The sequence below is a fragment of the Humisphaera borealis genome (assembly GCF_015169395.1).
Taxonomy (GTDB): Bacteria; Planctomycetota; Phycisphaerae; order Tepidisphaerales; family Tepidisphaeraceae; genus Humisphaera; species Humisphaera borealis.
This window is the reverse complement of the sequence record NZ_CP063458.1, coordinates 7,122,744-7,149,718: the sequence shown is the minus strand read 5'-3', so window position 1 is coordinate 7,149,718 and position 26,975 is coordinate 7,122,744. Positions and strand designations below refer to the sequence as shown.

Here is a 26,975-nt window from a genome sequence, read left to right as displayed (position 1 = left end):
GACACAGATCGATGGCTGTGTCGTCCTAGTTGCCCCCTTATGGTTACTCGACATCATCGGCCGGCTTGCACTTCAGCTGCCCGACGCCGCACTCGGCTGAAAAGGCTTACGGCCTGGTCGTGGGCCTCGTCGAAGACGACGTGGCGGTAAAGGAACACGATGGCACCGAAGGCCTGGTTTTGGCTGGAAGCACCGATAAGGTTTCCCCTAATGAACCAGTATGACCAGACGTGGCCGGTTGAACGGCGAGGAGGCTTGGGACGGCAGCCTGCGTGATTCTGAACCGCTCCTCTTTGTCAGCCGATAACGGGGCAAAGGAACCGAACTTGAAAGCACCCCTCAACACCGCCCGCCTCTTCGTCGAGATCCTCGCCGCCATCGTCGTGGGCGAGACGGCGGCGATGTTCATCCTGCGGGCGTTCGCGCCAAACGCCACGGGCATGCACCTGGCGATCCTCAATGTCGCGATCCTCGGGATCCTCGCCGGGCCCGTGGTCCTGTGGCGGGTGTGGGCGGCGGCGAAGAAGTCCGATCGTGACCTTGCGACGGATTCGGCCGCCGGTGGGTGGCGGCTCAAACTCGGGGTGGTGACGGTGCTGGCGTTGGGCTTAGGCCTGTCGTTAGCCGCCGGGCGGCAGATCCACAGTTCAACACAGGCCGAGGCGCGGGCCCACTTCCAGACACTGGCGAAGGATGCCCTCGAAGACGTGCAACTCCGGGTCAATCAGACGGCTCACGGGCTCAACGGAGCCCGCGGCGTGTACGCCGCGAGCAAGTCTGTCGAGCGCCTCGAGTTCAAGGCGTATGTCGAATCGCGCGACCTGCCCAAAGAGTTCCCAGGCGTGCCGGGAATGGGGTTCATCGAGCGGGTGATGCGTGATGACCTGGACGCCTTCATCGCGGCAGAGCGAGCCGACGACGCCCCGGACTTCAACGTCAGCCTCTCGGCGCAATCGCCGGGCGCGGGCGCAACAGCCGGCCCCGGAGTCGCGCTGGCACCGGACTTGTACATCATCAAACACATCTACCCCATCGGGCCGAACCGCCCGGCATGGGGCTTTGACGCCGGCTCTGAGCCGGTCCGCCGCGAGGCGATCGAGCGGGCGATCGCCACCGGCCAGCCCGCCATCTCGGGTCGGATCAGTCTCGTACAACAGGAAAAGTCGCACACCGGGTTCCTGTACCTGATGCCCGTCTTCCGCAACGGCACCCGTCCCTCCACCCCGGCCGAGCGGATGGCCACATTGACCGGGCTGGTCTTCACGCCCATCGTTCTTGAGACCGCGCTGGCCGACCTGCACGAGACGGTCGGGAACCGCATTGACCTCGAGATTTTCGACGGGCCGGTCGCCGACAAGTCGGCCCAGTTGTTCGATCTGGACGGCCACCTGGACAACGCCTCGGGGGCGGTCACCGAAGCAAACTTCAGCGGCCGCATGTTCGCGATCACCGACGAGATCACCGTCGGCGGCCGCAGTTGGACCGTCACGCTGAGCACGACGCCGGCCTTCGAGGCGGAGATCGACACCACCACGCCGGTTTTCACCGCCCTGGGCGGGGCTGCTCTGACCCTGCTGGGGGCGATGGTGCTGTGGACGATGGGCAGCGGCCGAGCCAGAGCAATCGCACTGGCGAGCTCCATGACCCGGGAACTACGGGAGGCAGGGGTGCGCTCCGAGCGGTTGGCGGAGATCGCCCGGCGGACCAGCAACGCGGTGATCATCACCGATGCAGAGGGGCGGATCACTTGGGTCAACGAAGGGTTCACGAAGATCACGGGGTATACCCTTGAGGAAGTGCTCGGCAAGGTGCCCGGGCACATGCTGCGGTGTGACAAGACCGACCCCGGGGCGACGGAGATCATGCGTACGGCGCAGCGCCGTGGCGTAGGGTGCCGGGTTGAGATCGTCAACCGCGGAAAAGACGGGCGGGAGTACGTCCTGGACATCGAGATACAGCCCCTGTCTGATGCTTCGGGGACGCTGGCGGGGTTCATGGCCATCGAGAGCGACATCACCGAGCAGGTGGAGGCCAGGGCCGCTATCGCCAGGAGCGAGGTCCGCCTCCGCACGATCATCGATGCCGAGCCCGAATGCGTTAAGGTGATCGGGACCGACGGTACCCTGCTGGAGATGAACCCCGCCGGGCTCCGGATGCTGGAAGCCGAGACCATCGAGCAGGTCAGGGAGCGTGGCCCGGAGATGTTCGTTGCCCCCCATGATCGAGCCGAGTTCAAGGGCATCATCGAGCGGGCGCTGCGCGGCGAAGCCGGCTCGCTGACGTTCCAGATGATCGGGCTGCGCGGCACGCAGCGGTGGCTCAACATGCACGCCGTCCCGCTGCGCGACGGCGACGGCCCGGTGACGGCGGTGGTGAGTGTGACCCGTGACATCACCGAACAGGTGGTAGCGGAGAACAAACTGAAAGAGGCGGCAGCGTTGCTCGAAGAAGCCCAGACCGTCGGGCGCATGGGCAACTGGTCGTTCGATCTCGCGGCCGGCAAGGTGAACTGGTCAAAGCAGGTCTACGCGCTCCATGGCCGCGACGAGGCCAACGGCCCGCCCGACTACGCCGGTGTGCTCGCCGACTACCACCCCGAAGACTCCCGCGCCCTCGATGCCGCGGTCGAGGCGTGCATGACCGAGGGCAAGCCCTACTCACTGGTGCTGCGCACGAGCGGCGCGCGCCCGACGGAAGCCCGCCACGTGCGACTCGAGGGCCGGGCCCGGTTCGATGCGTCGGGTAAGGTCGTCGACATCTTCGGGACCGCGACCGACGTGACGGCCGAGGTCGAAAGCCGCGAAGCGCTGCTTAAAGCACAGGCCACACTTGAAAAGATGCGTGACCGCCTGCAGGCCGCCGTGACGGGAACCAGCGACGGGCTGTGGGACTGGAAGGTGGCAACCGAGGAGGTTTGGTTTTCCGATCAGTTCTGGACGCTCCTGGGCTTCATCGATCCGGCGGAGTTTCCTCCCCCGTGTTTTGCGAGCTGGTCGGACCGGCTTCACCCCGATGATTCCGAGGCGACTTTGGGTGCCCTGCAGCGTCATCAGACGCACAAGGAACCCTACGACGTGGAGTATCGCCTGCGCATGGTCAACGGGGCGTATCGATGGTTTCGCGCCCGCGGTGCCTCGCAGTTCGACGCAGAAGGCCAGCCGATTCGCGTTGCCGGATCGATCCAGGATATCGATGATCGCAAGACGATGGAGGAGCAGCTCAAGACATCGGCAACGACGGACAAGCTGACGGGGCTTCCCAACCGCGCGCTACTTCTGGATCGGCTGCAACAGGAAATCGAACGCCACAAGCGTTTCAAGCAATCTCATTACGCCGTGCTGTTCCTCGACTTTGACCGGTTCAAGTTGGTCAACGACAGCATTGGGCATGGGGCCGGGGATCAATTGCTGCAGGAGATCGCCCGACGACTGGAATCAACAGTGCGATCCCTGGATTCGGTCACGCGGCCGACGCAGGCGGGCACGGCCAGCCGGTTTGGGGGCGACGAGTTCGTCGTGCTACTCAGTGGGCTTGCGGCCGCTGAGGATGCCCTGAAGGTGGCGGACCGTATTCTGGAAGCCTTGAGCACGCCTTACATGCTGGACGGGCACGAGGTTGTCAGCACTGCCAGCATCGGTATTGTGACCAGTACCTTTGGTCATGCCGAGGCAGAGGAAGTGCTGCGGGACGCGGATACCGCAATGTACGAAGCCAAGGTAGCGGGGAAGGGGCGGGCCGTCATGTTCGACGACTCAATGCGGGTGCGCGTGCAGCGGAAGGTTGAGCTGGAGGACGGGCTCCGCCGGGCGCTCGATGCGAAACAGTTCCGCCTGTTCTATCAGCCCATCGTGTCGCTGGAGACGCGGCGGGTCGAGGGGTTCGAGGCACTGGTCAGATGGCAACACCCGACGCACGGGATGATTTCGCCCGGAGAGTTCATACCGGTTGCGGAGGAGACCGGGCTGGTCATACCCCTGGGCGAATGGGTGTTTAAGGAGGCGTGCAGGCAACTGGCGCAATGGTGGAAAACGATGGGGCGCGAATCGGTGCCTTCGATCAGCGTCAATCTCTCCCGCAAGCAGCTTTCGTTGGCCGACCTACCGAACACCTTGGCCCGAATTGCGGACGACACCGGCGTGGATCGGTCGGCCATCCACCTGGAGATCACCGAGAGCGCGATCATGTCCAACCCCGAGCACGCCGTGGCTTTGCTGAGCCAGATCAGGGGGCTTGGCTTCAAGATCTACATGGACGACTTTGGCACGGGACACTCTTCGCTTTCCAGTCTGCATCAGTTCCCGATCGACGTGTTGAAGATCGATCGCTCTTTCATAGCCAATTTGTCCAGAGGCCGCGAGTTTGCTGCCCTGGTTAATGCAATCTGCACCCTGGCCGGCAACCTGAACTTCAAGGTGGTGGCCGAGGGAGTGGAGACCGTTGAGCAGGTGGCTTTGCTGCAAGCTCTCGATTGCCAGTTCGCCCAGGGGTACCATTTCTCTCGTCCACTGTCCGCAGATAACGTCGTGAAGTATCTGGCAATCAAACCCGGCCAAGCGGCGGCGGCTTAAGGAACGATTGCCAATCCGCATCGCCGACTGCTTTTTATCCGCAGGAGGACAAAAGAGGACCATGCGCCATCGTCATAAGCCCTTGCGCTACGCGCAGTACCAGCCCATGGCACTCTTTCAGCCACGAAGGAGCATGCGTCGGGCGGCGGATGAACGGTAAACCCCAACCCACGCCGGTGAAGATTGTGGACGGCAAGCCGCTGGAGCTTTCCAACCACACCGGCGACCGCGATGCCGGGCGACGAGGCCCAGGTGGACTTCGGCAAGGGCACGCCGCGGCGGGTCTTGGGGAATGGGTCGCATCTTCGACAGTGTCGAAGATGGGGTGGGTGATGCTGAGCGTGCCGCCACTGCTATGAAAGGGCAGCGACAGCGAGGTTCCATCGCCGGTCTGGATCGTTTGGGAGGGATTGATCTGGCCGTCCGTCAGGCCGACGAGGGTTGCGAAGCCCTGAAAAGCCTGGCCCGTCACCGTCCGTCACGTCCGCCAGCTACGCTTACTCTTCTCGCAGAGATTACGGCTCGGCAACAGGAAGCCCCCCCCCCCGACCCAGACAGGTTGGTTTAGCGATCATTTTCAATCAAGAGAGATAGGTAGTGACGGACGTGGCGGACGTGACGGACCAGGGAAAAACAGCCCCTCCCCTGCTGGCGGACGGCGACGGACGCTGACGGACGGGCGATTGAAGATGTGCCGAATCTGCCCACCCTCACGCCGCAGGCTTGGGCACCGTCGGCTGCAGGTGCTGCTCAAGAGCATGAAGGATGTTGGCGGCCTCGAACCCCCTACCGATGGCGCTGCGGTACTCCACGCACAACGCCGACGCCAGGAACCGCAAGGCGTCCAAGCCGTAGACGCCCTCCAGCTTTTCGACCGCATGTCCGTTCACGTAGATCGAGCTCTTTGGCGTGCCGTCGGACTCGTGCGTTGACGTCAGGTGTGCGACGACGTCGGGTGGCAGACCGGCGTCGAGAAATGCCTTGGGGGCAAGGATGCTGTGCCCATCACATAACGACGCAGCCCGGAGGATCGCCTCCGGGCTGCACAGCTTGACCTGCTCCGTGAGCAGGCGATATCGGCGGTGACTCATCGAGAACTCCTTGAATAGTCGGGAATGGTGCTGTCGCGACGGCCGCGATCAGTCACGGGTGAGGCCGTCGATCCGCTCACCGACGCTGGCGAGCGAGCGGTTCAGCGGTGCCAGCCGCCGGCGCTCGGCTTTGCGGTCTCGCTCGTCGGCATCGGGCTCATAGTTGGAAGCCGCGTTCTCGGCGTAGCGAAGGTTGTTGCCGAGCCGGGACAGGTCGGACATGGATAGACGCGAAACGGGAATAATCGACATGGAAGATCCTTCTCCCGCCCTAGGGGCGGGTGGTTGGTGGTTGAAAACAAGGGATCAGGAAGGTGAGGCCTCAGCCCGCGAACACTGGGCAGCGGCTGCGGAAGGGGCACGACGTACAGTTCTGCGGCGACGGGCTTGGGTAGAAGTTCCCGGTCTGGATTGCCCGCCACACCTGGCTCACCGACTCGGTAAGTGCGGCGACACGAGTCGGGTCAGTCGGCACAGGCAGAAGCTGAATCACCGGCTTTTTCGCCTTGGTGATGATCGCAAAGTGCAGCTTGACCGGCAGGCCGAGGGTGCGGCCAAGCTCCTCGACCGTTCGGCCGTAGAGCACAAGTTGGTCGCCAGACTCCTGGGCTTTGGGCTCGGTCCACCGCGATCGGCTCGTTTTAAAGTCGATGACGAACAGCGATTCGTCGGTCATCGTGACCAGGTCCACCCGGGCCAGCAGGTCGGGCAGGTCCGGGACGAGCTCCACACGTAGCTCTTCTTCGACGCCCAGGATGGTGCCTTTGGGCGTCGCCAGCGGCGAATCCAGGAAGGACCGGAGCATGCGATCGGCCAGGGCGGCGAGGGTGTCCGTGTCGTCGCCTTTGTTGAAGCGGACGGGGATGTCGCCATCGCGCTGGTGTTCGCGTCGCCAGGCATCGTGGTACGCCGACAGCAACGCCTCGGGCGTCGCGGTCAGGCCTTCGAGCCGGCAGCGGTAACGCAGTTCCAAGGCGGCGTGGATCGAGCCGCCGAACCGCAGCGTGGCGGGGACGAAGGACGGTCGGGCTCTCTCGACGTAGCTGAAGGCAAACTTTCGGGGACAGGTCCGCATCAGGTACATCTGTGAATGGGACAGGTACGGCCGGCCGGTGATGGCCAGAGCCTGGCGGTTGGCCGGGCGTATGGGATGGTCTGGGCTGTCACGAGGCGCAATGCGGGCCATTGGCCCAGCAGGGCCTGATCGAGTTCGGCGGTGACGTTGATGGAGTAACCGGTCGACTGATAGTCTCGGCTCGCCTTGCGACTGAGGCCGACATTGATGGACAAGGGCATGGAGAGACCTCCTGAAAAAGAGAAGGGCCCGTCGACACTCAGAGTGAGAGCGCCGGCGGGCCATGAGAGAGGTGTCAGCACAAGCGATTTGTGCTGACCGCTAAGACGTTCAACGTATTGTGACGAAGAATGGGCGGGACTTATCTCATCCTCAGAATGAAGATGGTGCCCCTAAACTGCTCGCCAAGAACTACCAGGGCTTCGCCGCTACGCTGCGGCGGAGCGGGGCCGCCCTACCTCCGCAGGAGTGCGGGTTGCTCTGGAGGGTGACTACCTCTCCCCTGTCTCCATTCTGTCTGTCTTCGATCATCATGAAGGAAGAAGAGGTGACGGACGTGGCGGACTGGGGGTTTTCGACCCCCTCGGCGTCCGTTTTCGCTGACGGACGGGTGACGGACAGGGGGATGCAGATGTAGCTGAAACTCATCTCTTGGTGCCTCTTGCGTTGCTTGTATTCTTTCGATAGTAGAAGCAGCCAAAATGCGATCGCTGCGGCTGCGAGCCACCCCGTTAATCGTCGCTTGGAGAGCAAAACGTAGACAGCTCGACGTCGAACCTACCTGCATTGCAGCGTGCCGGCTGGACGGCACGCTGCAATGTGGGCGGCTCGGGCGCCCGCTTTCGCTACTCCCCCCGACGCTGCCGGACCTTCTGAGCAATAACGTCCAGATAGTGGCGAGGGATCATCCGTCTCCCGGCATGCACCGGACAGACCCGATCGTCGAGCTCACGCCGGTACAGCATGTCGCTCAGCACCTTGGGGGCCACCTCCGAGCCGACGATATCGCTCACCGTTCTTGCGGCTTCGGATACCGTCAGTGGAAGTCCGGATCTGGAATCTTCTTCAGTCATAACGCCCAATCTTCCGTCGATGGATGTAAGCGATGTCGCTACCGGCGCGGTCATTGGCATGCACTCCGATCTTGGCAAGTCCGGCGGTGGCAGGCCTACGGTTCCCGGCACGCCTCGATACCCTGCCGCTTCATGACCGCATCAAGCCGTTCGAGATACTGCTGAAATGCGGCGTCAAAAGCTTCAAGCGACGCCCGTGCCGCCCCAACCTGAACGGGGCTCAGAGTAGCGCTCTGGAGCGTCGAGAACTGGCTGCTCATCGTCTCGATGGCCGTGGTGAGCGGCGCACCGTGATCGCTCATAGCGACGACGAGCGATCGCCATTCGTCGTCGCCGGCCCGCTGCCCCCAAACCTCCAGCTTCTGAAACTGATCAGCGACCCTGATGGCAGTAGAGCGGGGCTGCACGGATGCGGGCGGGGCGTTGACCGCAGGGGCCCGACTCTTGGTAGCGCGGCCGATCTTGTCAACGCGCATCTGGTAGGGGACGCCCCGCCTAACTGCCGTCCTGGTGGGGCTCTTGGCACCGCTCAGCTTGCGGCGTGCGGCGACCAGGGCAGCACTCACGCCGCACAACCCAGCGATGTGGTTATCGCTCCAAGTAGAGTTGCTGCCCGCCAGCATTTTGTTGACCGCGGCGGCCTTCTCCGCGTTGCCCAGAACCCGCCCGTGCACAACGTTGCTCCTGATTGCGAGCAACTCGGCCTGGTTGCGGGAGATCTCGTAAACAGTACAGGCGACACTTTCCCGACCGAGGCTGATTGCGGCGTCAAGCCTGTGGAAACCGTCGAAGACACGGACGCGTCCCCGGTCCTTGATGACCCGAATCGGCGGGAGGGCGTCGCCGCGGTTCATCGCGGTGGCATAGTTCGACACGGCATCCGGATTACAACCTTCCCGCACTTGCATGCCGCGGTCCACCGGCAGGAGGTCCAGGATCGGGACCTCGACGGGGGGCCTCGGGGAATTGAGCAGACGATCGAGCTCCTCGACCGGGTCAGGTGCCGGCGGGCCGGCACTCGGGTCGCCGGGAAGATCGGCAGCGGTGTTCGGCTCCACGGAGGGGCATGCCTCCACGGGCGGGACCGGGGCATCGGCGGGCTTGTTCGGACAATCATCACTCGACAGCGTCATAGGTCTCCTCGCACTTAGCGGGTTGGGTCGCGTCATTTCGCGATGGTGGCCGCCAACACGGCGGCGTTAACCCTAAGGCGAGACAAAACCTGTCCGCTTACGGACACGCAGAATTTTTCTTGGCAGGTCATCCGATGCCTGCAAGAAGAAGGCCCCTGAAATAGAGCGAGAGCCGGGAAGTTCCCGGCTCTCGCAGTATCTTCATAGCTCTCGAAGATCGTTTTACAGCTCCCATTCGGGAGCGGGTGATTCAGGCGCGTACTTCCATGTCTCGCCGGGCGCGTCAATGTTCTTTTCCAGGTGGGTTGCGAGTGCCCCGAGACCGCGCTCCCGGAGCCGTTTGATGCCCCGCGCGAGCGATCTACCAACGCTAGCGGCCTTTGATTGAGTGGATCCCTGGCCTAGATCGCGAATCTTCCCGCCAAGGCCGGTCGAGCCCACGAGGTGTGTTTTCGCCCTAGAAATTGCATCTGCCAGGCCAACTCTTTTTTCCTGGTCCAAGCAATACTCGAGTTCTCTCTCTGCCTCTTCGATATATGTCTGCACTTTTGCGACGTACTCTCCATCCATAGCAAAATCAGGCGTCGTGCCACCGTCTGGGTTCAAATCGTTGATATCTGCCGTCTTGAAACCGACCCTCAACGGCGGGGCTTCTGCATCAACCGCTGCCAATTCGTGCCACTGTATCTCTTGGTCGGGGCGCCCCAGCAGATAGTGAAGTCGCCGCAGATTGACATCGCTAGGGAGTTTGGCTTCCGCGCCGTCGAAGGCCACAACGAAGACCTCCCCGTCTTTTTGAAACTTGTAGGTCGGCGATGCTGATGATGAGGCGGTTACTTCAACCTCTTCTTTCTCGAGCCAGGGAGGGGTAGGACTCTTTACGTCAATCCAGCCGTCGCCGATCCGCAGGGGCTCGAACGAGTCGCCGGGAAACATGCCGATCGCGCACTTTAGGTCATCGACGGATGCCGTAGGCTTGTAGCCCAGCCGCAAGGCCATCGTCAGTATGGTGCGCCCGAAGGTCCAGCCGTTCATCTTGGCATGGCTGCCGATCAAGCCATAGAGCCCCCCCGCACCAAGTACATAAGCGCTGGAGGCCCGGGATTTGGTCACCTCCAGAAGGGACTGCTGAGGGAACGCTTGGTGAAAGTCCCCCAAAGCTGCCGGTTCCATTGCATTGACCAGTTCGATCGGGCGCTTGTCCTGTAGAAAGTTATAGATGGCGACAAACTCCTGGTGCCGCGAAGTGAGGTCCGCCACCAGCGACGCATTGTTCAATTCACAGGTGGGAAGGGGGTCATACACCATAGCTTTGCTCCGTTTCACCGGACTCTTTCTCTCTGCTTCAGACTACGGCAATCGAGTCATGTGGCGCGATGCCTGCGGCGTGTCGACAGCTACAAATACTTGGGGCGGTTAGCGGCCAGTCCCGCCGAGTCAGCACGTCGCCGGTCCATGCTCGGGCCATATGCTAACCGCGCACGATGTGGCTGACCGCCACCAGACATTCCGGAATTCTGCGTGGTTCACCAACAAAGCGTCGGGTACGACATCAGTTGGTCCGAGCAGAATCATTCTGCGGTACGCCACGCCTTCAGTATGGTATGCAGACGAAAGTACGACCATCAAGCTCAATGCCACGTTTGTGGGCGGATGGTAAATGAGCGGAACGTGTGGCAGCAAGCCGCGGGCCACCCTTGCCACTAGTGTACGCATTGTGTGATCGCGGACTTCTTCAGTGCGAGCGGTATGGGATCGGTCGCGGCACCATCAGGATTTCCGCCGAAGCGATCGATGCGTATCGGAAGGATCGCCACGACGCCGCGGCGACGAAGAACGTGACGGTTGCCCGGCCGTCGCAAATCGTCTAAGCCCGCTGATCGTCGACGACTGATGACGATGACCAGCTGGACTGTCCCGGGCGGTCCAGGCGCGGGGCGATCCGGGGCGCGCGTTATTGATCCGATTGCTGGCTTGAGTGACCCGGCCTTTGCCGGATCGCTGATTGCTGCCAGAATGTGTGTACTGTTCGACGCCCAACGTTCAACACTGCTGGACCGTGTATGGATGACAGCGGCTGGGCAGTCCGCTGTAGACCCTAACCACCTTAGTGCGTCTTGGTTCGCCGGAGACAGCCCGATGGACGATCGGATCATTAAGCTCGCCGCTGCTGCCGGAATCCCCTATGCAGGCGGATCGTGGAGGGACTTTTTGCTATCGCTCGCGACGGGACCCTTCAAAGAGGCGGGCGACTTTCACCCCACCCCGATGCCATTGCCCAGCAGGTTGCGACCGCCCAGGAAGCGGAGATTGCCGGCACCTCGGCCGTCATTGCCGAGCGCCGTTTACACCCCCGCCGAACTCGCGCATCTGTTGCAACTTTCTCCCCGGAAGATCCGGGCAATGAAGTCCTCCGGCGTACTGCCGAAGCCCCTACCTTTCGGCCGGGTGGTACGGTGGTGCCGGACAGATATCCATCGATGGCTGGAGGGACTGGGCGCGCCGTAGCCCAACCTGACGTTACATTGCATTGATTGCGTCGCGTTCGTCGGATGACCGCCAGTGAACGTAGTAGCCCAATGTGGTTTTTATGTCCCTGTGCCTCGCGAGGTGCTTTAGAACCTCCGGCCGGATCTGTTTGGCCGCTAGCAAGCTGCAGAAGGTGTGTCTTAAAGAGTGAAAAACAATGCCAGCCGTCTCAACGCCCGCTGCCCGAAGGTCGGCATGGAGCGTCGCGACCACGTCATTCTTCGGCGGGACGGCGAACAAGGGCTGGCCTTTACCGACGGTTTTTATGAGCGCCCCGACCGGCCCAACCAGCTCGCGATGAAGTGGCAATGTTTGGTCGGCATCTTTTCGCTTGGCATGCAGTGCCCCGACAGTGACCGTTGCCTCTTTCAGGTCAAAGCTGGCTGCGGTCAGACTTGCAACCTCCGACCTGCGAAACCCCGTCAGCGCCGCGAAACGGTACACCAGCCGGCGATGCTCATCCGGTGTGGCGGTGAGAAGCTTGTCGAGCTCCTCACGCGACAGCGCGCGGCGCCTGCCCCGCCGCTCGTGCCCAGCAGTCGCCAGAGTTCCATAGCGATGCAGCGGGTTGCGATCGATCACACCTGCCTGCTGGCACCAATACAGCCAGGCACGGACGGAAGCGACCCTGCGATTTACGGTCCGTCGGGCATCGGGACTGGGAATCAATGGGACGTCGCCGTCACGCTCCTTGCGCTTCAGCCGACGAGGGTCCAGATATCCGACGTCGAGGCAGTGCGTCCGCCAAGCATCGACATGCTGGCGGGTGACGGCCGCCGCATGCTTGACGCCGGCGTGAGCGACGAAGAGTTCGACGTCTCGCGTTGAGTAGGACACATGGCCGGCGGAGCGTGCATTGGAAATCATCGACGCTTCGAAGCCCCTGATATGGTCCTGTACGGATTTCGCCCGTTCGCGACGACGTTCCTCCGCCGCAGGATCGATGTCGCCATTGGCGATCCTCTTGGCGGCGTCCTCCAGTCGCTGCACGGCGCGCAGACTCTCGGCCTTGTCCGCATACAGGGCCTTCCAGACTTGCCGTCCGGTGTGGTCAATGTAGATCCCGGTCCAGACCTTGGACGACTTCTTACGCTTGATCACACTCGCCATGAAGACTCATTAGCACAGGATTAGCACAAAAGCAAAATTGTCCGTTCAAATCACAGAAATCGGAGTTCGGATTGGATTCGAATCCTAGTACCCCAGCTTTTCAGAGCCTCCCGCATAGAGGCGCACACAACTGAATAAAGCCGCATAACCCTTGGACTTCCCCACGTTTGGCGGGCGCTCCGAACGGACAGCATAATGACTGTCCGAAGGAGCTAATATGCCACGAAGGAAGTTCACGCGGGAGTTCAAAATCTCCGCCGTCCAACCCGTCAACCACCAGGGCTACACGATCGCGGCGGCGGCCAAGAGCCTGGGCATTGCCCCAACTGCCTGAGGTATTGGGTAACCAAGTTCGGCACCGATGCCGGAGCAGCCCCCGTCGGCGAAGGCGCCGTCCAGGCCGAGCTCCGGCGGCTCCGCAAGGAAAACGCCCGCCTGGTCATGGAGCGTGACATCCTAAAAAGAGCGGCCGCGTTCTTTGCCAGGGAGCAGACGTGAAGTTCTCCTTCATCAAAGGACATCTCGGCGAGTTCCCGATCGGCGTCGCCTGCGACACACTGGACGTCAGTCGCTCGGGTTACTATGCCTGACTCGGCTCCCCGCAGTTCTCCAGCGGACTGTCGATGATGTCCAGCCCGCGGAGTCGCTCGGGGCCGTTGTACTTTTTGTCCCGCTTGCCCTTGTTGACCTCCCTCGGGGGCGCGACCAACTGATGACCCGCCGACGCCGACGCCTCGTGGCAATCGTTGGTGTCGTAGGCGTTGTCGCCCAACACGTATCCGCCGCCTTCGAGCTTCGGCAGCAATTTCGGTCCGACGACCGCATCGTTGGTGTTGAGCGAGTCGATCAGAAACTGCTTGAAAATCCGGCCGTGCGACACTGCATGCAGGCGGTAGCCTTTGCAGAACTGCCCATCGGCCAGGCGTCCCCGCCTGGCGTCAGGGTCCTTGCTGTAAGCGCCGACGACCAGTGGCTTGGAATCAATCTGTTTGACCAGCGGGGTGCCGAACTTCTCCGACACGATGGCCAGGAGCCGCTCGAACAGTTGGCTCATGCCGACGGTTCGCAGACGGCGGCTCATGCGTGACTGCGAGATCAACGGGCGGTCCAGCGTCACCGTCCAATTCTCCTCTTTGCATGCCCAACAGACCGGTCGATTCCAGATCGCGGCCCAGAGATAAATCATCACGACCCAGCGGTCACAGAACTGTTCACGTTTGCGACGAGGGTGTGGAGTTGAGAACACCAGTTGGTACAGTGCAGCATAGAGCTTGGCCTCCATTCATCGGCTCCTTGTGAGAAGGGAACCTGATTTTGGAGGCCATCTCTATTTTGCGCAATAATTCGCGCGAATGGCGCATAAAGTTGGGTAAGGCAAGTGGCCAAATACTTGTACGCTACGCGATGCACCACTGCTGCTTCGGCCACGGCTTGAGGTCGCTTCACTAGGACCTTCCGCGCCGTCTCGTACGAAACCGCGTCGACAAACTTCAACTCGACCCTCCGCTCGGCACAGCGCATAGCAGGTGTGGTTGCTGATCTCTACTAGGATATAGATGCCGCCGCCCATCCAAGCATGGTCTGCGGTGGTCAGGGCGATGACCGCGTCGTTGCCCGGGGCTACGGCGCCTCCGCTGTTGATTGAAACGAAGTTGAGGCCGTGGTCGCCGGTCGTGGTGCTGCAATCGACATTGAGCCCGGCACCGCCCGGCAACGTGAGCAGCAGGCCAAGACCTGCAACCAACCGGACACAGCCAAAGCGCAAACCACTAATTCGTTCCTCAGACTCATATTTGCGCCCAGCTCAATGCGCTTGGAACTGCCACCTTTTTGTGTCCTGCATTTCCGGTCAAACCGTCTGCGCTATCGCGAACACTGTCGGACTGCTGCCAGAGCCGTCCGCCTTTCCTGTGATGGGAAGAAAGACGGACAACTCCGGGTCATCGCCTACCTCCGTCGCCGACGAGCCAGCAGGCCCACGCCCGCCATCGCTGCCAGCGCCAGGCTTCCCGGCTCGGGCACCACACTCAGCACCACGTCGTTGCCGGGCGTCGAGGTGTTCGCCGAGTCGACGTTGTACATCAGCGTGTAGACGAAACCGTTCGACGGGTCGATGAAGTCGAGCCCGCCGTTTGCGGAGGTGAGTGTCGTCGTCGCCGGCACGCCGAACGCAGGACTAGATTCGACGATCAGGCTTGAGAACTGACCAGTCGGCGTGTTGACGGCCGAGGTGTTGTTGATGATGACGAACTTCTCGCTGCCGTCGCCGGCAAGCACCGTGCCGAGCTTCACCGACAGACTCGCACCCGCCAGCGACACGGTCGACGTCCCGGCGTTGGGTAACGTCACCTGGTCATAGCCAGTGCCGACGGTGATGCCGGTGATGTCGACACCGAAGACCGCCGTCGGATCATTCACCATCGCCAGACTCTTGACGGTCAGAATGCTGGTGATCGATCCACCGGGCACGCCGGGCCGGATCGACCCGCCGGCGCTGATCGTCACGGCTTCCGTGATCTGGCCGTTGCCGGCGAGGGTGCCACCGGCGAGGACTTGGGTGGAGCTGGAGATTGAACCAGTGACGGCCAAGGTGCCAGCGGTAATGGTGGTCTGGCCGGTGTAAGTGTTGGCGCCCGTGAGCGTCAGCATTCCCGTGCCTTGCTTGGTGAGCGTACCGGCGGCGGCGGGCGAGACGGCGTCCTGCAGCACTTGGCCAATGGTGATGTCATTTCCGGTGCCGACATTAAACTTCGCCCCATTGGCGGTGAGGTAGGCATTGTTGAAAGTTCCGGCTGGCATGTAGGTGGCGCTGGCCGCAAGCGGAGACAAAGAACCCGTCCCGGAATCGAAGGTGATGGTCGCCGTCGAGCCGACCCCTTTGGCATTCGTCGGGAAGGCTGGCAGGGTGACCTGGGCGGTGCCACCGATGTTGATCACTGCCGTGTTGGTGCCACCGGCTGCGAGCAGGGTGAAGGAGTTCGCCAAGAACGTGCCGCCGGTGAGATTGAGCGTGGAACTCACACCCGTCGATCCGGCTGCTGCGCCACCCATCGCCAGAATTCCCACACTTGCGGTTCCGCCGGTTTGGTTGAACACGTTCGTTGTGTTGTTGGCAACGGCGTCGGAACGGCCGATCTGGAGGATCGCGTTGCCACCTCCACCGGAGGCCGCCGTCATGTTCAGCGCACCCGTTCCGCTGAGGTTGAAGGTGCCGCCACCGCTGGTGGGTCCGGGGGTGGGGTTCGAGTTCACTCCGAGGATCACACCACGACCCGCGGCGGCGGCGGTGGTGATGCTTCCCCCGCTGAGATTGTAAATGCCGGTGTTTCCGACAGTGCCCTGACCTACGAGCAGTTGATCACTGCCGGTGAAGCTGATCGCCCCACCGCTTTGATTCACTGTGCCGGTGGCCGCGGTGGTCGCGGCGTTACCGACGTTCATCCGCGCGGCACCGAAAGCGTAGGTGCCAGCGGTGATGTTCAGCGTGGCGCTCAGGCCGGGGAGGGTGCTCACGGAAACTATGCCAGGGGTACCGGTGCCCCTTCCCGAGAGAACCAGAGTGCCTTCGTTGACGTTCGTCGTCCCCGTGTAGGTGTTGGCACCGCTGAGCGTCCAAGTGCCACTGCCGAGCTTGGTGATGCTGGTGGCGGCCGTATTGTTTGGAATCACTCCGGCAATTTCGGCGGTGCCAGCCGTCGAACCGAGCAGGAAAAGATTCTTCGCGGCAGTGTTGGTCACACTGACTGGGGCGATGAAGACCAGGTGGCCCGAGGTCGCGGCTTGTTCAATCGCGAAGCCCGCTCCACTCATGGTCAGAACGCGGTTCGTGGTTTCTCCAACACCTGTGTAAATGAGTTTGCCTGTTGTGACAGTACTTCCTGCCAGGACAGCGGCTCCGCTCTGGATGATCGTACCCTGGCCAAGATTGCTGGTCAGGGAGCCAGTGTTGCCAATGTTGGAAACGCGCAGGTTGCCACCATTGATCTGAACGTTGCCAGTGAAAGTATTCTGAGCCGTCAGCACGGTGACGCCAGTATTGGTCGCCGAGCCTCCATAGATCTCGAACGTGAAGGGCCCGGTAATCCCCGCGTTCACGGTGAGCGTGGTTCCATCGTTCGTGCCATTGTCCAACAGATCGCTCCCCAGAATGATCTTACCGCCACCGGTCGCATTGATGGTGCCGCCGGTCGACGATCGGAAGCCGTTGGTGCCGCCATTTGTGATGGTGAGGTTACCCGCACCGAGATCCACGATGCTGGTCGCACCGCCGTCGATATTGATGGTCTGGATCGAGCTTGCAGCACCGGAGAGCGTCGTCGTGCCTGGGGAGGTGACCGTGACCACCACGTTGGAAGCGCTTCCCTTCGTGATGCTTCCTGTAAGTGCCGTGCTGCCGGGTCCGGCAATGGTGAGGGTCTTCACTCCCGCGGTGCCGCCCGCGATGGCCGAGATGCTTCCCCCGACAGTAAGCGAGGTGCCTACCAGAAGACTGTTGTTCGTCAGCGTGAAGGTGCCAGTCGTCGCATCCGTTCCCAGGGCCACGGCACCGGTGCCGAGGTTCAGGGTGTTGGATCCCACAAAAGCAACGGTCGCGGTGTTCGACCAGATCTGGGTGGGGACGAGGCCCGCTGGAACGACGACCGGGCCACCGGACGTGTTGTCGATCGTCCCGCCATTGAGGGTCAGCGTGCCGGTGCCGAGGGCGTTGTTGTTGTTGATGTTTAACTGGCCTGCGGTGAGGGTCACTCCGCCGGAAGCGCCAGAGTTATTGCCCGACAGGGTGAGGACGCCCGCAGTGACCGAGGTCAGTCCCGCGTGGGTGTTATTGCCAGCCATCACGCTGGTACCGGAACTGCCCTGGGTAATGGTGGAAGCGCCACTGATCACGCCGGTGGAGGTCTGCGAGAGGACGCCGGTGCCGCTGGTGGAGATGGCCCCGCCGCCCGTGAGGGCGCCGGTCAGACTGACCGTACCGGCAGTCACGCTGGTTGCGCCAGTGTAAGTGTTGGTGCCGCCCAGCACCAGAGTGCCCGCACCCGCCTTGGTCAGCGAGCGATTGTTGCCGCCATCGCCGATCGCGCCGCCGACGGTGAGGGTGTTGGTGGCCACGGTGACCTGCGTGTTCAGGCCGAGAGTGACCGGCCCTGCGCCCAGATCCAGACTCTGGCCCGACTGGGTGAAGTCGCCGTTCCAGACGTAGGAGGAGTTCGAGAAGGCGACGGTGCCGCCGCCGGTGTTGTTAATCGTCGTGCCGGTGCCGATGGTGAAGACACCCGTCGGGACGTTGCCGGTGGCGCTGACGGCGAGCGTGCCGCCGGTCAGCGTGAAGTTGCCCGCACCACTGTTGCCGGCATTGCCCAGAGTCAGCGTCCCGGAACCGGTCTTGATGACATTGGCCGTGAAGGTGACCACGCCATTGAGGGTGAGGGACGAGCCGTTGGCACCCGTGCCGTCCACATTCCAAGTCTGGCTGGCCGCACTGGTGTTCGAGGCCACTAGCGGTGCGCTGATGGTAACGGCGCCGGCGTTGGTTCCGACATCGATGCCGCCGGTAGCGGTCGAAGGCTGAATCGTGAGTGTGCCGGAGCTGCCCTGGTTGATATTCACCGCGGTGACAGTGCCGGATCCGGCGACGAAATTGAGACCGCGGATGGTGAAGTTTCCGTTCAGCGCCGAAGTGACGGTCGGGCCCGCCACGCCGTCTTGGCTGAAGAAGACCGTTTCATTGACTCCCGGCAGTGCAGCCGTATTGGCGCCCCCAGTGGCGAGCGTGCTGAAGTTACTCAGCGGACCCGCATTGAGCGTGGACCAGGAGCCGGTTCCCTGACTATCCGTCCAATAGGCTGGCGAGAATGCCGACACCCCCAGCGAGACGAGGTTATTGGTTGCGTTCAGCGTGTAGTTAAAACCGCTCGGTGCCGAGCCGAGCACATACGTCGTGAGCCCACCGAAGGTGAGGTCCCCGAGGGTCGTAGAGAGGAGGTTGTAAGTGTTGCCACCGGCGATGCCAGTATTGAAGTTGAAGAGGTCCAGCGTGATGACCCCAGCCGTCAAAGAAGGAGTGCCTGTTGCACCGATCGTGATGCTGTCATTCGTCGCCGCGTCGAACTCAAAGCCGAGTCTTGCTCCGCCGGCGAGGGTCAGGGCACCCGCGGTGTTCCCGAGCGTCAATCCCTGGATGGCGGAGTTTTGCATGCTCAGGTTGCTGGTCGCGCCGATGCTGACCGCGGTGACGCCGTTGGTGCCGAAGCCTGCCTGCAGGGTGCCACCACTCACGGTGACGCTGGACGCACCCCCATTCAAGGTGGTGGTGCCGCTCAGCGCGAGCGTGCCGGCACCCGTCTTGACCAAGTTGCCGCCGGTACTCGTGAGGTTGGCGACGGTAAGGGTACCCGTGGCGAGGGCGACATCGACGGTGCCGTTGCCCGCGCCGATCGCCAAGCTGCGGTTCAGCGCGTTGGTGCCAGAGGCGGTGTAGCTGATGCTGCCGTTGTTGAGGTTGACGACTGTGGAATTGCCGAGCGGGCCGCTGGTGGCCGGGGACGAGGGGAAGGCGATCTGGCCGCCATTGACCGTGATCGGCCCGGTGAAGGTGCTGGCGCCGCTCAGGGTTTGGGTGCCGGTGCCGACCTTGGTCAGGGCTAGCGTGCCGGTGCCACTGGTGTTATTGGCGATGATGCCGGCAAACGTGGCCGTGGCATCGTTGTTGCCCAGCGTCAGCGTCTTGTTGGTTCCGGTGGCGTTGTTCACCACCAGATTGGCAGTGGAAGAGGTCGGCTGGCTCAGGCCGTTGATGCTGGTGTCGAAGCCGTTGAGGTCGAGGAGCGAGCTGGTGGCGGCGGCGCTGAACACGACGTTCCCTTTGCCCGCACCGGAGGGAATCGCATTGGCCGCGCCCACCTGCAGGGTACCGTTGGTGATCGTGGTGGTGCCGTTGTAGGTATTGGCGACGCCCAGCGTGGTGGTGCCAGTGCCCAGCTTTTCCAAAGCTCCAGTGCCTGAAACGGGGACCGCGACGGACTGCGTGGTGGTGGTCGTAAACTTGAGCGTGCCGCCGCCGGACAAGGCCAACGATCCGGCCCCCGCGGCGTTGCGCGTCCAGTTGAAGCTATTTCCGGCAGATACGGTGTCGAGGGTGATCGCGCCGGAAATGTCCGGAGCCGTGTCGAGCCGCACTTGAAGGTTCGTGCCGCCATTTCGGATGGTACCGCCCGCGAGCGTTACGGCGGCGCTGGTATTGCGCTGCGTGATGCCCCACTGGCTACGCAGGACGAGCAGGCCGCTGCCGCTGAGGGTGTAGCGGTCGATCCCATCCGGCATGTTCGTTCCCGCCGGAGTGTCTCCACGATTGTCAAGGACGATCCAGTCCGTCGTCACCGTGCCGCCGGAATGAGCCATCGTTCCGGTGCCATCGATACCAAGATAAATGCCGCCATTCTGCTCGGTAGTGCCGGAAGTAGAAGGATCGGTCGCCGTGTTGATGTTGGCGACAGTCAGTGTTCCTGCGCTGATGGTGTAGGCGCTGGTGTTGGTTGAAAAATGTCCGACGCGGACATGGGTGCCCACGCTGACGTCGCCACCGGATTGGATCACCGTGCCCGACATGTTGGCCGCTTCACCGAGAAAGAAGTTGCCGGAGTTGGCGATGTTGGCACCGGGCAGGATGTTCATCACTGCGCCGGTCGAGGCGGTGCCGACGTTGATTGCACCCACGGTTACATTGCCATTGAACGAGCCTGTGGCTCCCGTGCGACCAGCCTGCGTGCCGAACTGCAACGCACCGCCGCCGAGGTTGATCGCCACGCCGTTCTGGACGAAGCCAGTGCCCTGGGTGTCAATGAACAGACGGGTGTTGGCCGTGGTCGTTCCCGAACTGGTGATCGTGTTTGCGGCTGCGAGCGTGTAGCCGTCCGCCCGGTCGAAGCGGATCGCACCGGTCGCGGCGTCGCCATTGAGGGTGACGGCCCCGGTGCCCAGTGTGCCAACCGTTCCGTTGGCACCGATCGCCAGGATATTGGTCCCGGCGGTTCCTCCGGCATTCACGAAGACTTGGTTGAGCGCATTTGCGCCGACGTTGTTCGTGCCGGTGAGGATTAGGGTTGCGCCAGCGCCGCCACCACCGACCACGAGCGTGTCGGTGGGATTCGTGATGCTGATGCTACCGCTGATGGTACCCGCGGCGTTGTATGGCATGATCTTGGCGGACCCATCCAATGTGATGTTGCCGCTGATGATGGCCCCGCCATTCATGCGGATCGCACCGATGCCGCCTTTCACGGCGCCGGAATACTGCGTGAGACCGGAGGCCGCAACCGGGGTTCCGCCGGCGGTTTCGGCGAAACCGTGGCCGGTGAGGATGAAGTTGTTGGTGAAGGTTGCGGCGGAAAGCCAGGCCTGGCCGCCAGCGTCCACGTCGATGGTCGCGCCGCCGGCGTTGGCCGGTGTCATCTGGTTGGTGCGGAAGGTGCCAAGGCCATCGCCGATCACGGTCGGGGACAGGCGAAGGGTGCCGGTGAACCCGGCGTTGTTGCCGGAGATGGTCACATCGCGGACGGCGGCTCCGGCCGTTAAGTGAGGATCGATCACGACTAGCCCGCTGCCGGTGAGGTTATTGGCGAGGGTGAAACTGGAGTCGTTGGCGACGGCCTTGAAGGTCGCTCCACTGGCCACGTTGATGGTGCTGGCGGCAGCGAAGACCGTCTGGGCAGTGCCTGTGTTAAAGTTCGCGATCAGCGTGCCCTGCTGCACATCGGTGGAGCCGGTGTAGGTGTTGGCGCTGGAGATGGTAACCGTGCCGGTGTTCTTCTTGATCAGGCCGCCGGTGCCCGCGATGCCGAAGGTGCCGGTGCTGGTGAGCGTGTAGGCGGTGGTGTTATCGAAGGTCACTCCGGCTGCCGTCTGATTCGCGAGGATGTTCGGAGTGAAACTCGTGGCGGTATCGTCGAACACGACAGAGTCGCCGGCCAAGAACTTCTGGTCCCCGGCATTCCAGTTTAGCGTGTTGTTGGTGTCCCAGATGTTATTAACACCGCCGACCCATTTGTTTGCAGCGCCGGCGACCACAAGGTTCACACTGCCCAAGCCGTTATCCACGACATTGACAGTACTGTGGCCCACGGGGGTGCTCAGCACCAGGGTCGCATTGGTCGCGCCGGTGCCTTGCACCGCCCCAGCGTAGGTCAGGATCGAGTAGGTGCCCGGAACCCAGCCCGCCCCGCTCAAGACGACGTTGAGGGGGTTCGCCCCGCTGATGCTCAGGCCGTTGGTCGCGGTCGTCGCGATCTTGTCCAGCGTGGTGCCGGCGGTGTTGAAATCGAGATTGAGGTTAGTGCCGCCATTGAGGGTAAGCCCACCAAGGGTGAGGGTGGTGGCGGCGGTGCCCGCCGAGGCCGCGCCGACCTGGACCGTGGTGCCGGTGGCGGCAGTCAGGGTGCCGCCAGAGGTGCCTGCGCCGGCAAAGACGGAGGTGCCGTTCACCGCGATGGGGCCAGTGCCGTGCGTGCCATCGAGTAACAGGGTGCCAGCGTTGACGGTGATCGGCGTGTTAGAAAGCGAACCTCCTGCGGCGATGTTCAGCGTCCCGGCATCAACGATCGTGGCTCCCGTGTAAGTATTCGCCCCACTGAGCACGAGCATGCCAGTTCCAATCTTTCTTAATTCTGTCGTGCTCGCTCCGTTTTGAATCACGCCGGAGAACGTGCTGGTGTTGCCTGTGAAGCCAGGCGAAGTGCTAGTGGTGTTGTTGTAGCCGACGTACAGGCGTGCTGTGGTGGCAGAGGTGTTTGTCACCGTACCGCCGCCAGCGAGGCCGTCGATCGCTTCCAAGCGGCCATTCAGGTCCAGCGTACCGCCGGTATTCAACTGCACATCCGTGAGGTTGAAAATCTGGTCGACGTAGTTTGAAGGGGGAGTGGCGATGGTGATATCAGCGGGAGGATTATTGCTCGCGGAGCCACCGGTGACCGCGGTCAGGCTCCCGGCGATCTGCACGGTGGCGCTGCTGTTGATGGTGAGGCCGAGATTGCCTGACCCAGTAGCGTGAACCGCGTAGTCACCAGTCTTGGCCAGGACGGTTGTGCCGCTGTTCGCGATAACGATACCGCCGCTATTGTCGGCGGTGCCCGCGAGCGTGAGCGTGCCTGCCCCGTTCATGATCAGGTTGGTGCCGCTGAGAATGCCAGACCAAGTTGTGGCGGTCGACTGGTTCGTGGTCAGGTTGTTTCCGCCACTGATGGTGCCGCCCGTCCCGGAGAGGCTGCCAACGGAGCGCGGAAGGTTGCCCGTGGCAAACGTGCCGCCGTTCACGATGAGGTTCGTCGTGGCCGGCATGATGCCGGTGGCGCTGAAATTCAGCGTGCCCAGGGTGATCACCGTGTCGCCGGCGTAATCGTTGGCCGCGTTCTGGAGCTGCACCGTGCCGGCTTCGTTGACCGTGAAACCGCCGGTGCCGGTCAGCTTGCCCGCGATGTTCAGCGTGCCGCCGGTTATCGCCTGGATGTTGCGGCCGGCAGTGGTGCCGCTCAGCGTGACCTGACCGTTGATGGTGCCGGCGGCGTTGTTTGATTGGCGGAGGATGCCGCCGTCATTGAGCACCACGTTATGTTGCTGCGCATTGGCCCCAAAAATCTGGTGCAGTCCCCCGCTGTTCACCGTGACGGTCGCCGTCGCGGACAGCGGATTAGCACCCTGGGAGCCGAAGACCCCTCCATTGACGATCACGTTTTCCAGGACCGAGCCGGCCGAGGGATTATACCAGAGGTCTCCAGTCCCCGTTTTGGTCAGCGTAAAGGCACCCCCGTTGAAGATTTGACCTGCGACCAGGTCATAGCGTCCGCTGCCACCCCACGTGGTATTCCCAGAGAGGGTGATCTTGGCGAAATGGCTGTTATTCGTGATGGCGGCACCGTTGTTGACGATAGCGCCGTTCCCACCCACACCCACACCGGAAACAACCAGTTCCGCGTAGCGTGTGCCGACTGGCGTGCCGTTGGCATCAAAGGTTCCGCCGCCGCTCACGGTGATTGATCCCGCACCGCGCAGGGCGTCACTGTTGCCTATCCGCAGCGTGCCGCCGGTCACATTGACCGCCCCGCCGCCGAGAACGTTCGCCCCGCTAAGTGTCAGGGTGCCGTTGCTGACACTGGTGGCCCCGGCATAAGTGCTGGCTCCGGACAGCGTGACGGCTCCGGTGCCGGTCTTGGTGATGCCGCCGGCGCCCGAGAGGGGGTTGGCGACACTGTAGTTGACCGCGCTGTTGTTGAAAGTCAGGTTGCCGATGGTGACGGCGCCGCCGGTGATGGTGCTGTTGGTTACCGGTGTTGCCGGCCCGCCCACGTCATGCGTGTCGCCAAACACAACGGCGTCACCCTGATAGAATGTCGCTCCGGTGCTGGTGCTGGAGGCGAGGGCGAAGTTGGACGTGGTGTTGACGTCCCAAACGCCGTTGGTCTGCCCGGCCCAGATAAGCGAATCCGCGGCGGTGACCACGAGATTGACCTGACCGGCCGTAGTGTTGTCCAACGCCGCTGTGATGTGCGGATAGCTGCCAACTGGGGCCAGCGCAAACCCGCCAAAACCATTGCCGCCGATGCTGCCGGTGTAGTCGAGCAGGCGGTAGGTGCCGGGGGTGAACAAGCCCGCCTGCGGCGCGATCGTGACCGTGGTGCCGGCGGTGGTGAGGCTGAAGGCGTTCAGAGGCGCAACGGCCCCTGCCGTGGTGAGCAGCGGCACATAGGTTGTGGCACCCGCGGTGCCGAACGTGACGGCAGAGGAACTGAGGACGCCGCCACCGAGGCCGGTGCTCAGCGTGGCCAGGTCGGAAACGTTCACGGCCCCTGCCGTGCCGGCCCCGAGCACCAGCGCGCCGCCGACGACATTGGTGGTCCCGGCGTTGTTCCAGGTGCTGGTGGCCGCGAGGGTGGATGCGCCCGCCTTCTCAATTGTGGCGCCGACCAGCCCGGTTACGCTGCCGGGGAGAACGCGATTGTTTGCGCCGGTGAAGGCCAGAGTACCGGAATTGACGGTCCACGAATTGGCGGAGACCAGGCCGCCGTTGAACTCGGTCCGGCCGAGCCCGTTGCTCACCAGGTTCAGCGTGCCCAGGCCGCTTGCGGTGCCCTGCACCTGAAGATTTGTCAGTGTGTCGGTGGTCGCGTTTGGGGTGGCGAAGGTGAGGGTTGAAGCGGTCGTCAGGTTCGAGTTGCGGAGGATGTGGTTGGTGGCGGTGGAACCCGCAGCGGTGTTCAGCCGAGTTACGGTCTGGCTGAAGCTGTTCAGTTCCAGACGCCCGTCCCCAGCACCAGTTTGTCCGAACGTGAATTCCGTATTGGCAAGTGCATTGTTGGCGCCGATTTGAATCTGTCCGTTGGCGACTTGGGCGCGCACCCAAGAGTTGCCGGTGGAGTTGACGATCACCGTCCCCGCATCGGTTTTACTGAAAATGCGGTCGCTGCCGAGGTTGATCACTCCATTGTAAACCACCGTGCCGGCACCCCGGGTGAAGAGCGTTCCAGTGCCGGCTCCGCTAGTGGAGGAGACACCGCCGGTTACGGTAAGCGTGGTGCCGGTTGCAGCATTGACCGCCACAATCCCAGTGCCGGCGGCTACGATATTTCCGGCCCAAGTATTGTTGTTCGCGCTGTTCAGGAGCGTGCTGCGGAAGTCGCCGGTGCTGTTGGAATTGAACGTCACCGTCTTGCCCGAGCCGTGGGTGAGGGTGCCGGTCAGGTCCAGAATGGTTCCGTTGCCGCCCGCTACCACGCCCTGATTGACCGTCACCGCGGTATTCGTCCCGAGAGCGCTGGCGTTCGAAATCCGCAAGGTGCCGTCGGACACCGTTGTCACCCCGCTGTAGGTGTTCGCACCGGAGAGGATCAAAACGCCGGTGCCATCCTTGGTGAGTGTCCCAGCACCCGTGCCGATCGCACCGGAGATGGTCGTGGTGCCCGCCCCGCCGACGGTCAAGGCAAATGCGCCGCCCATCGCCCCGCTCAACGTCATGGTTCCGGCATCCGAATTGATTCGGGATGCGCTTCCCAATGTGATGGCCCCGGCGTAGCTGCTCGTGCCCGCCAGATTGCGGAGCGCTCCACCAGCCGAAATCCCCGTCCCGTTCAAGGTCAGGGCCTCAGCGCCCACCACCACTGTGTTGAGCTGCAACGCGGCGCCGGAAGTCACGCTGGTACCGGCAGCCGTTGTTCCCAAGCCGGCGGCATTTGTCACCGTAAGCGCCCCGGCCGAAACGGTTGTCAGCCCCGTGTAGGTGTTCGCACCGGAGAGCACCCAAGTGCCGGTGCCGCTCTTGGTGAGCGACAGAGCGCCGCCCGTGCCATTGGCGATGATGCCGGTGACGGCGTTGCCGCCGGTGTTGGTGCCGTTGAGATTAAGCGTGGTGGTGGTTGTGGCAGTGGCAGAGCCCGTGACCGCACCGATGCTCAGCAGGCTGGTGGCAGCCGTGGCGCCGGCGGTAAATGTGGCCGCCGCTGTGGTGGTGCCGGAAATCTGGATCGGGGTGCTGATGGTGTCGGTATGAGCGCCGTTGGCCGCCAAGGTCTGAATCACACCGCCGTTGTTCAGGCGCAGCGACCCACCGCTGAGCGTGTAGCCGAAAGCGGAAGTGTTCCCAAAGCTGATGCCACCAATGAAGCGCGTGGCATCCACTGTCGCGATTCTGGCCGCCGTGAGGGTAAAGCCGAAGGTAGCGATGTCGGTATTGTCGGCGGTGGTCGAACCGGGCGCTGCGGCGGGTGTCCAACTGCCAGCCGTGATCCAGTTGCCCGCGGCGTCGACATTCCAGGCACCACTGGCGGCCTGCGCGGGAGACGGAGCGAGTTGGGTCAGCGCAATCGCCGCCGCGGCGGCGAGGGCCGACGAGCGGACCGTGAGTGGATGACGCCGTGCTGCGAACTTTGCCTTCTTCGACATGTGCATTTTCTCTGCTGAAAAAAACCTGCGCGGCAGATTACCACGTGTAAAAGTCCGACTGCGGCGCGGCACCGTTTTGGATTGAGGCGACTCGAAAACCGTTCAGCTCGAATGGCACGAGGTACGCAGCCTTCATCTGCCAAGATGGAGTAGGTCCAAGAATCGTCTTGGCGACAGTGCTATCGAACAAATTACGGGGTCGTTTCATAGGAAGCAATTACAATTCGAGGATAGGCTAGAAGTGGGCGTATCGCAGATTCTTGGCACTGGCGTGTTTTTCGGGTGCAATGGGCTGCGGTACTCCGCTGCCCGTGGCAACGCCTGAGCGCCGTGACACTGCAACGGGCAGGCGAGTATGCCAGCCCATGCCACCCAGCATGATGACGAAGACGCGAGTTAGACCCCTGTGACCACCCTTATTGGCCTCCGAGTCCGAAATTCGAGGGCTTACTTCACGGTGAAGCCCCTATCTC

At 62.7% G+C, this 26,975-nt stretch carries 14 protein-coding genes; 4 read left to right on the top strand and 10 right to left on the bottom strand.

From position 1 onward, the window contains the following. The first annotated feature begins 326 nt into the window (after positions 1–326). Both IPV69_RS26890 and IPV69_RS26885 read left to right on the top strand, forming a co-directional pair. The gene (locus tag IPV69_RS26890) at positions 327–4,568 is read left to right on the top strand and encodes a bifunctional diguanylate cyclase/phosphodiesterase (protein WP_206292823.1); all 4,242 of its coding nucleotides are present in this window, start codon (positions 327–329) and stop codon (positions 4,566–4,568) included. Between the two features lie 149 nt (positions 4,569–4,717). Next, entirely contained in the window at positions 4,718–4,927 is a 210-nt protein-coding gene (locus IPV69_RS26885; protein ID WP_206292822.1) for a hypothetical protein, read from the top strand. A 351-nt stretch (positions 4,928–5,278) separates the two neighbouring features. Here the strand turns inward: IPV69_RS26885 and IPV69_RS26880 are convergent, their stop codons facing one another. The 7 genes from IPV69_RS26880 to IPV69_RS26850 all read right to left on the bottom strand — a co-directional run bounded on the left by IPV69_RS26880 (position 5,279) and on the right by IPV69_RS26850 (position 10,248). Continuing rightward, complete coding sequence (locus IPV69_RS26880) at positions 5,279–5,659, bottom strand: hypothetical protein (RefSeq protein WP_206292821.1); 381 nt, start codon at positions 5,657–5,659, stop codon at positions 5,279–5,281. Between the two features lie 48 nt (positions 5,660–5,707). Beyond that, positions 5,708–5,911 carry a hypothetical protein gene (locus IPV69_RS26875; RefSeq protein WP_206292820.1) on the bottom strand — a complete coding sequence of 68 codons (204 nt, stop codon included), beginning with the start codon at positions 5,909–5,911 and terminating at the stop codon, positions 5,708–5,710. A gap of 70 nt (positions 5,912–5,981) precedes the next feature. Continuing rightward, positions 5,982–6,734: a RecB family exonuclease gene (locus tag IPV69_RS26870; RefSeq protein ID WP_206292819.1), complete on the bottom strand. Its 753-nt coding sequence runs from the start codon at positions 6,732–6,734 to the stop codon at positions 5,982–5,984. After that, a complete protein-coding gene (locus tag IPV69_RS26865) occupies positions 6,734–6,955 on the bottom strand; it encodes a hypothetical protein (RefSeq protein ID WP_206292818.1) in 222 nt (73 codons plus the stop codon). The genes IPV69_RS26870 and IPV69_RS26865 overlap by 1 nt, the downstream gene beginning before the upstream one ends. Before the next feature lie 624 nt (positions 6,956–7,579). Continuing rightward, on the bottom strand, positions 7,580–7,807 hold the full coding sequence (locus tag IPV69_RS26860; protein WP_206292817.1) for a hypothetical protein: 228 nt from the start codon (positions 7,805–7,807) through the stop codon (positions 7,580–7,582). A gap of 95 nt (positions 7,808–7,902) precedes the next feature. After that, positions 7,903–8,940, bottom strand: coding sequence for a ParB/RepB/Spo0J family partition protein (locus IPV69_RS26855; protein WP_206292816.1), 1,038 nt, complete (start codon positions 8,938–8,940; stop codon positions 7,903–7,905). A 222-nt stretch (positions 8,941–9,162) separates the two neighbouring features. Beyond that, on the bottom strand, positions 9,163–10,248 hold the full coding sequence (locus IPV69_RS26850) for a hypothetical protein (protein ID WP_206292815.1): 1,086 nt from the start codon (positions 10,246–10,248) through the stop codon (positions 9,163–9,165). A 585-nt stretch (positions 10,249–10,833) separates the two neighbouring features. Here IPV69_RS26850 and IPV69_RS28050 point away from each other — a divergent pair. Beyond that, positions 10,834–11,448, top strand: coding sequence for a helix-turn-helix transcriptional regulator (locus IPV69_RS28050; protein WP_390884370.1), 615 nt, complete (start codon positions 10,834–10,836; stop codon positions 11,446–11,448). Positions 11,449–11,460: 12 nt separating this feature from the next. Here the strand turns inward: IPV69_RS28050 and IPV69_RS26840 are convergent, their stop codons facing one another. After that, positions 11,461–12,579, bottom strand: a complete 1,119-nt coding sequence (locus tag IPV69_RS26840; protein WP_206292813.1) for a tyrosine-type recombinase/integrase — start codon at positions 12,577–12,579, stop codon at positions 11,461–11,463. Between the two features lie 217 nt (positions 12,580–12,796). Between IPV69_RS26840 and IPV69_RS26835 the strand changes: the two genes are divergently transcribed. Continuing rightward, entirely contained in the window at positions 12,797–12,913 is a 117-nt protein-coding gene (locus IPV69_RS26835; protein ID WP_206292812.1) for a transposase, read from the top strand. A gap of 246 nt (positions 12,914–13,159) precedes the next feature. Here the strand turns inward: IPV69_RS26835 and IPV69_RS26830 are convergent, their stop codons facing one another. After that, complete coding sequence (locus IPV69_RS26830) at positions 13,160–13,660, bottom strand: transposase (RefSeq protein WP_206292811.1); 501 nt, start codon at positions 13,658–13,660, stop codon at positions 13,160–13,162. Positions 13,661–14,526: 866 nt separating this feature from the next. Further along, positions 14,527–26,502, bottom strand: coding sequence for an autotransporter-associated beta strand repeat-containing protein (locus IPV69_RS26825; protein ID WP_206292810.1), 11,976 nt, complete (start codon positions 26,500–26,502; stop codon positions 14,527–14,529). Positions 26,503–26,975: the final 473 nt, after the last annotated feature.

Bases quoted from the DNA above. Each gene is read 5' to 3' on its own strand.
- IPV69_RS26835 (WP_206292812.1), top strand. From the start codon at position 12,797: ATGCCACGAAGGAAGTTCACGCGGGAGTTCAAAATCTCCGCCGTCCAA.
- IPV69_RS28050 (WP_390884370.1), top strand. From the start codon at position 10,834: ATGACGATGACCAGCTGGACTGTCCCGGGCGGTCCAGGCGCGGGGCGA.
- IPV69_RS26840 (WP_206292813.1), bottom strand. From the start codon at position 12,579: ATGGCGAGTGTGATCAAGCGTAAGAAGTCGTCCAAGGTCTGGACCGGG.
- IPV69_RS26885 (WP_206292822.1), top strand. From the start codon at position 4,718: ATGAACGGTAAACCCCAACCCACGCCGGTGAAGATTGTGGACGGCAAG.
- IPV69_RS26870 (WP_206292819.1), bottom strand. From the start codon at position 6,734: ATGCGGACCTGTCCCCGAAAGTTTGCCTTCAGCTACGTCGAGAGAGCC.
- IPV69_RS26865 (WP_206292818.1), bottom strand. From the start codon at position 6,955: ATGCCCTTGTCCATCAATGTCGGCCTCAGTCGCAAGGCGAGCCGAGAC.
- IPV69_RS26855 (WP_206292816.1), bottom strand. From the start codon at position 8,940: ATGACGCTGTCGAGTGATGATTGTCCGAACAAGCCCGCCGATGCCCCG.
- IPV69_RS26875 (WP_206292820.1), bottom strand. From the start codon at position 5,911: ATGTCGATTATTCCCGTTTCGCGTCTATCCATGTCCGACCTGTCCCGG.
- IPV69_RS26825 (WP_206292810.1), bottom strand. From the start codon at position 26,502: ATGTCGAAGAAGGCAAAGTTCGCAGCACGGCGTCATCCACTCACGGTC.
- IPV69_RS26860 (WP_206292817.1), bottom strand. From the start codon at position 7,807: ATGACTGAAGAAGATTCCAGATCCGGACTTCCACTGACGGTATCCGAA.
- IPV69_RS26830 (WP_206292811.1), bottom strand. From the start codon at position 13,660: ATGAGCCGCCGTCTGCGAACCGTCGGCATGAGCCAACTGTTCGAGCGG.
- IPV69_RS26850 (WP_206292815.1), bottom strand. From the start codon at position 10,248: ATGGTGTATGACCCCCTTCCCACCTGTGAATTGAACAATGCGTCGCTG.
- IPV69_RS26880 (WP_206292821.1), bottom strand. From the start codon at position 5,659: ATGAGTCACCGCCGATATCGCCTGCTCACGGAGCAGGTCAAGCTGTGC.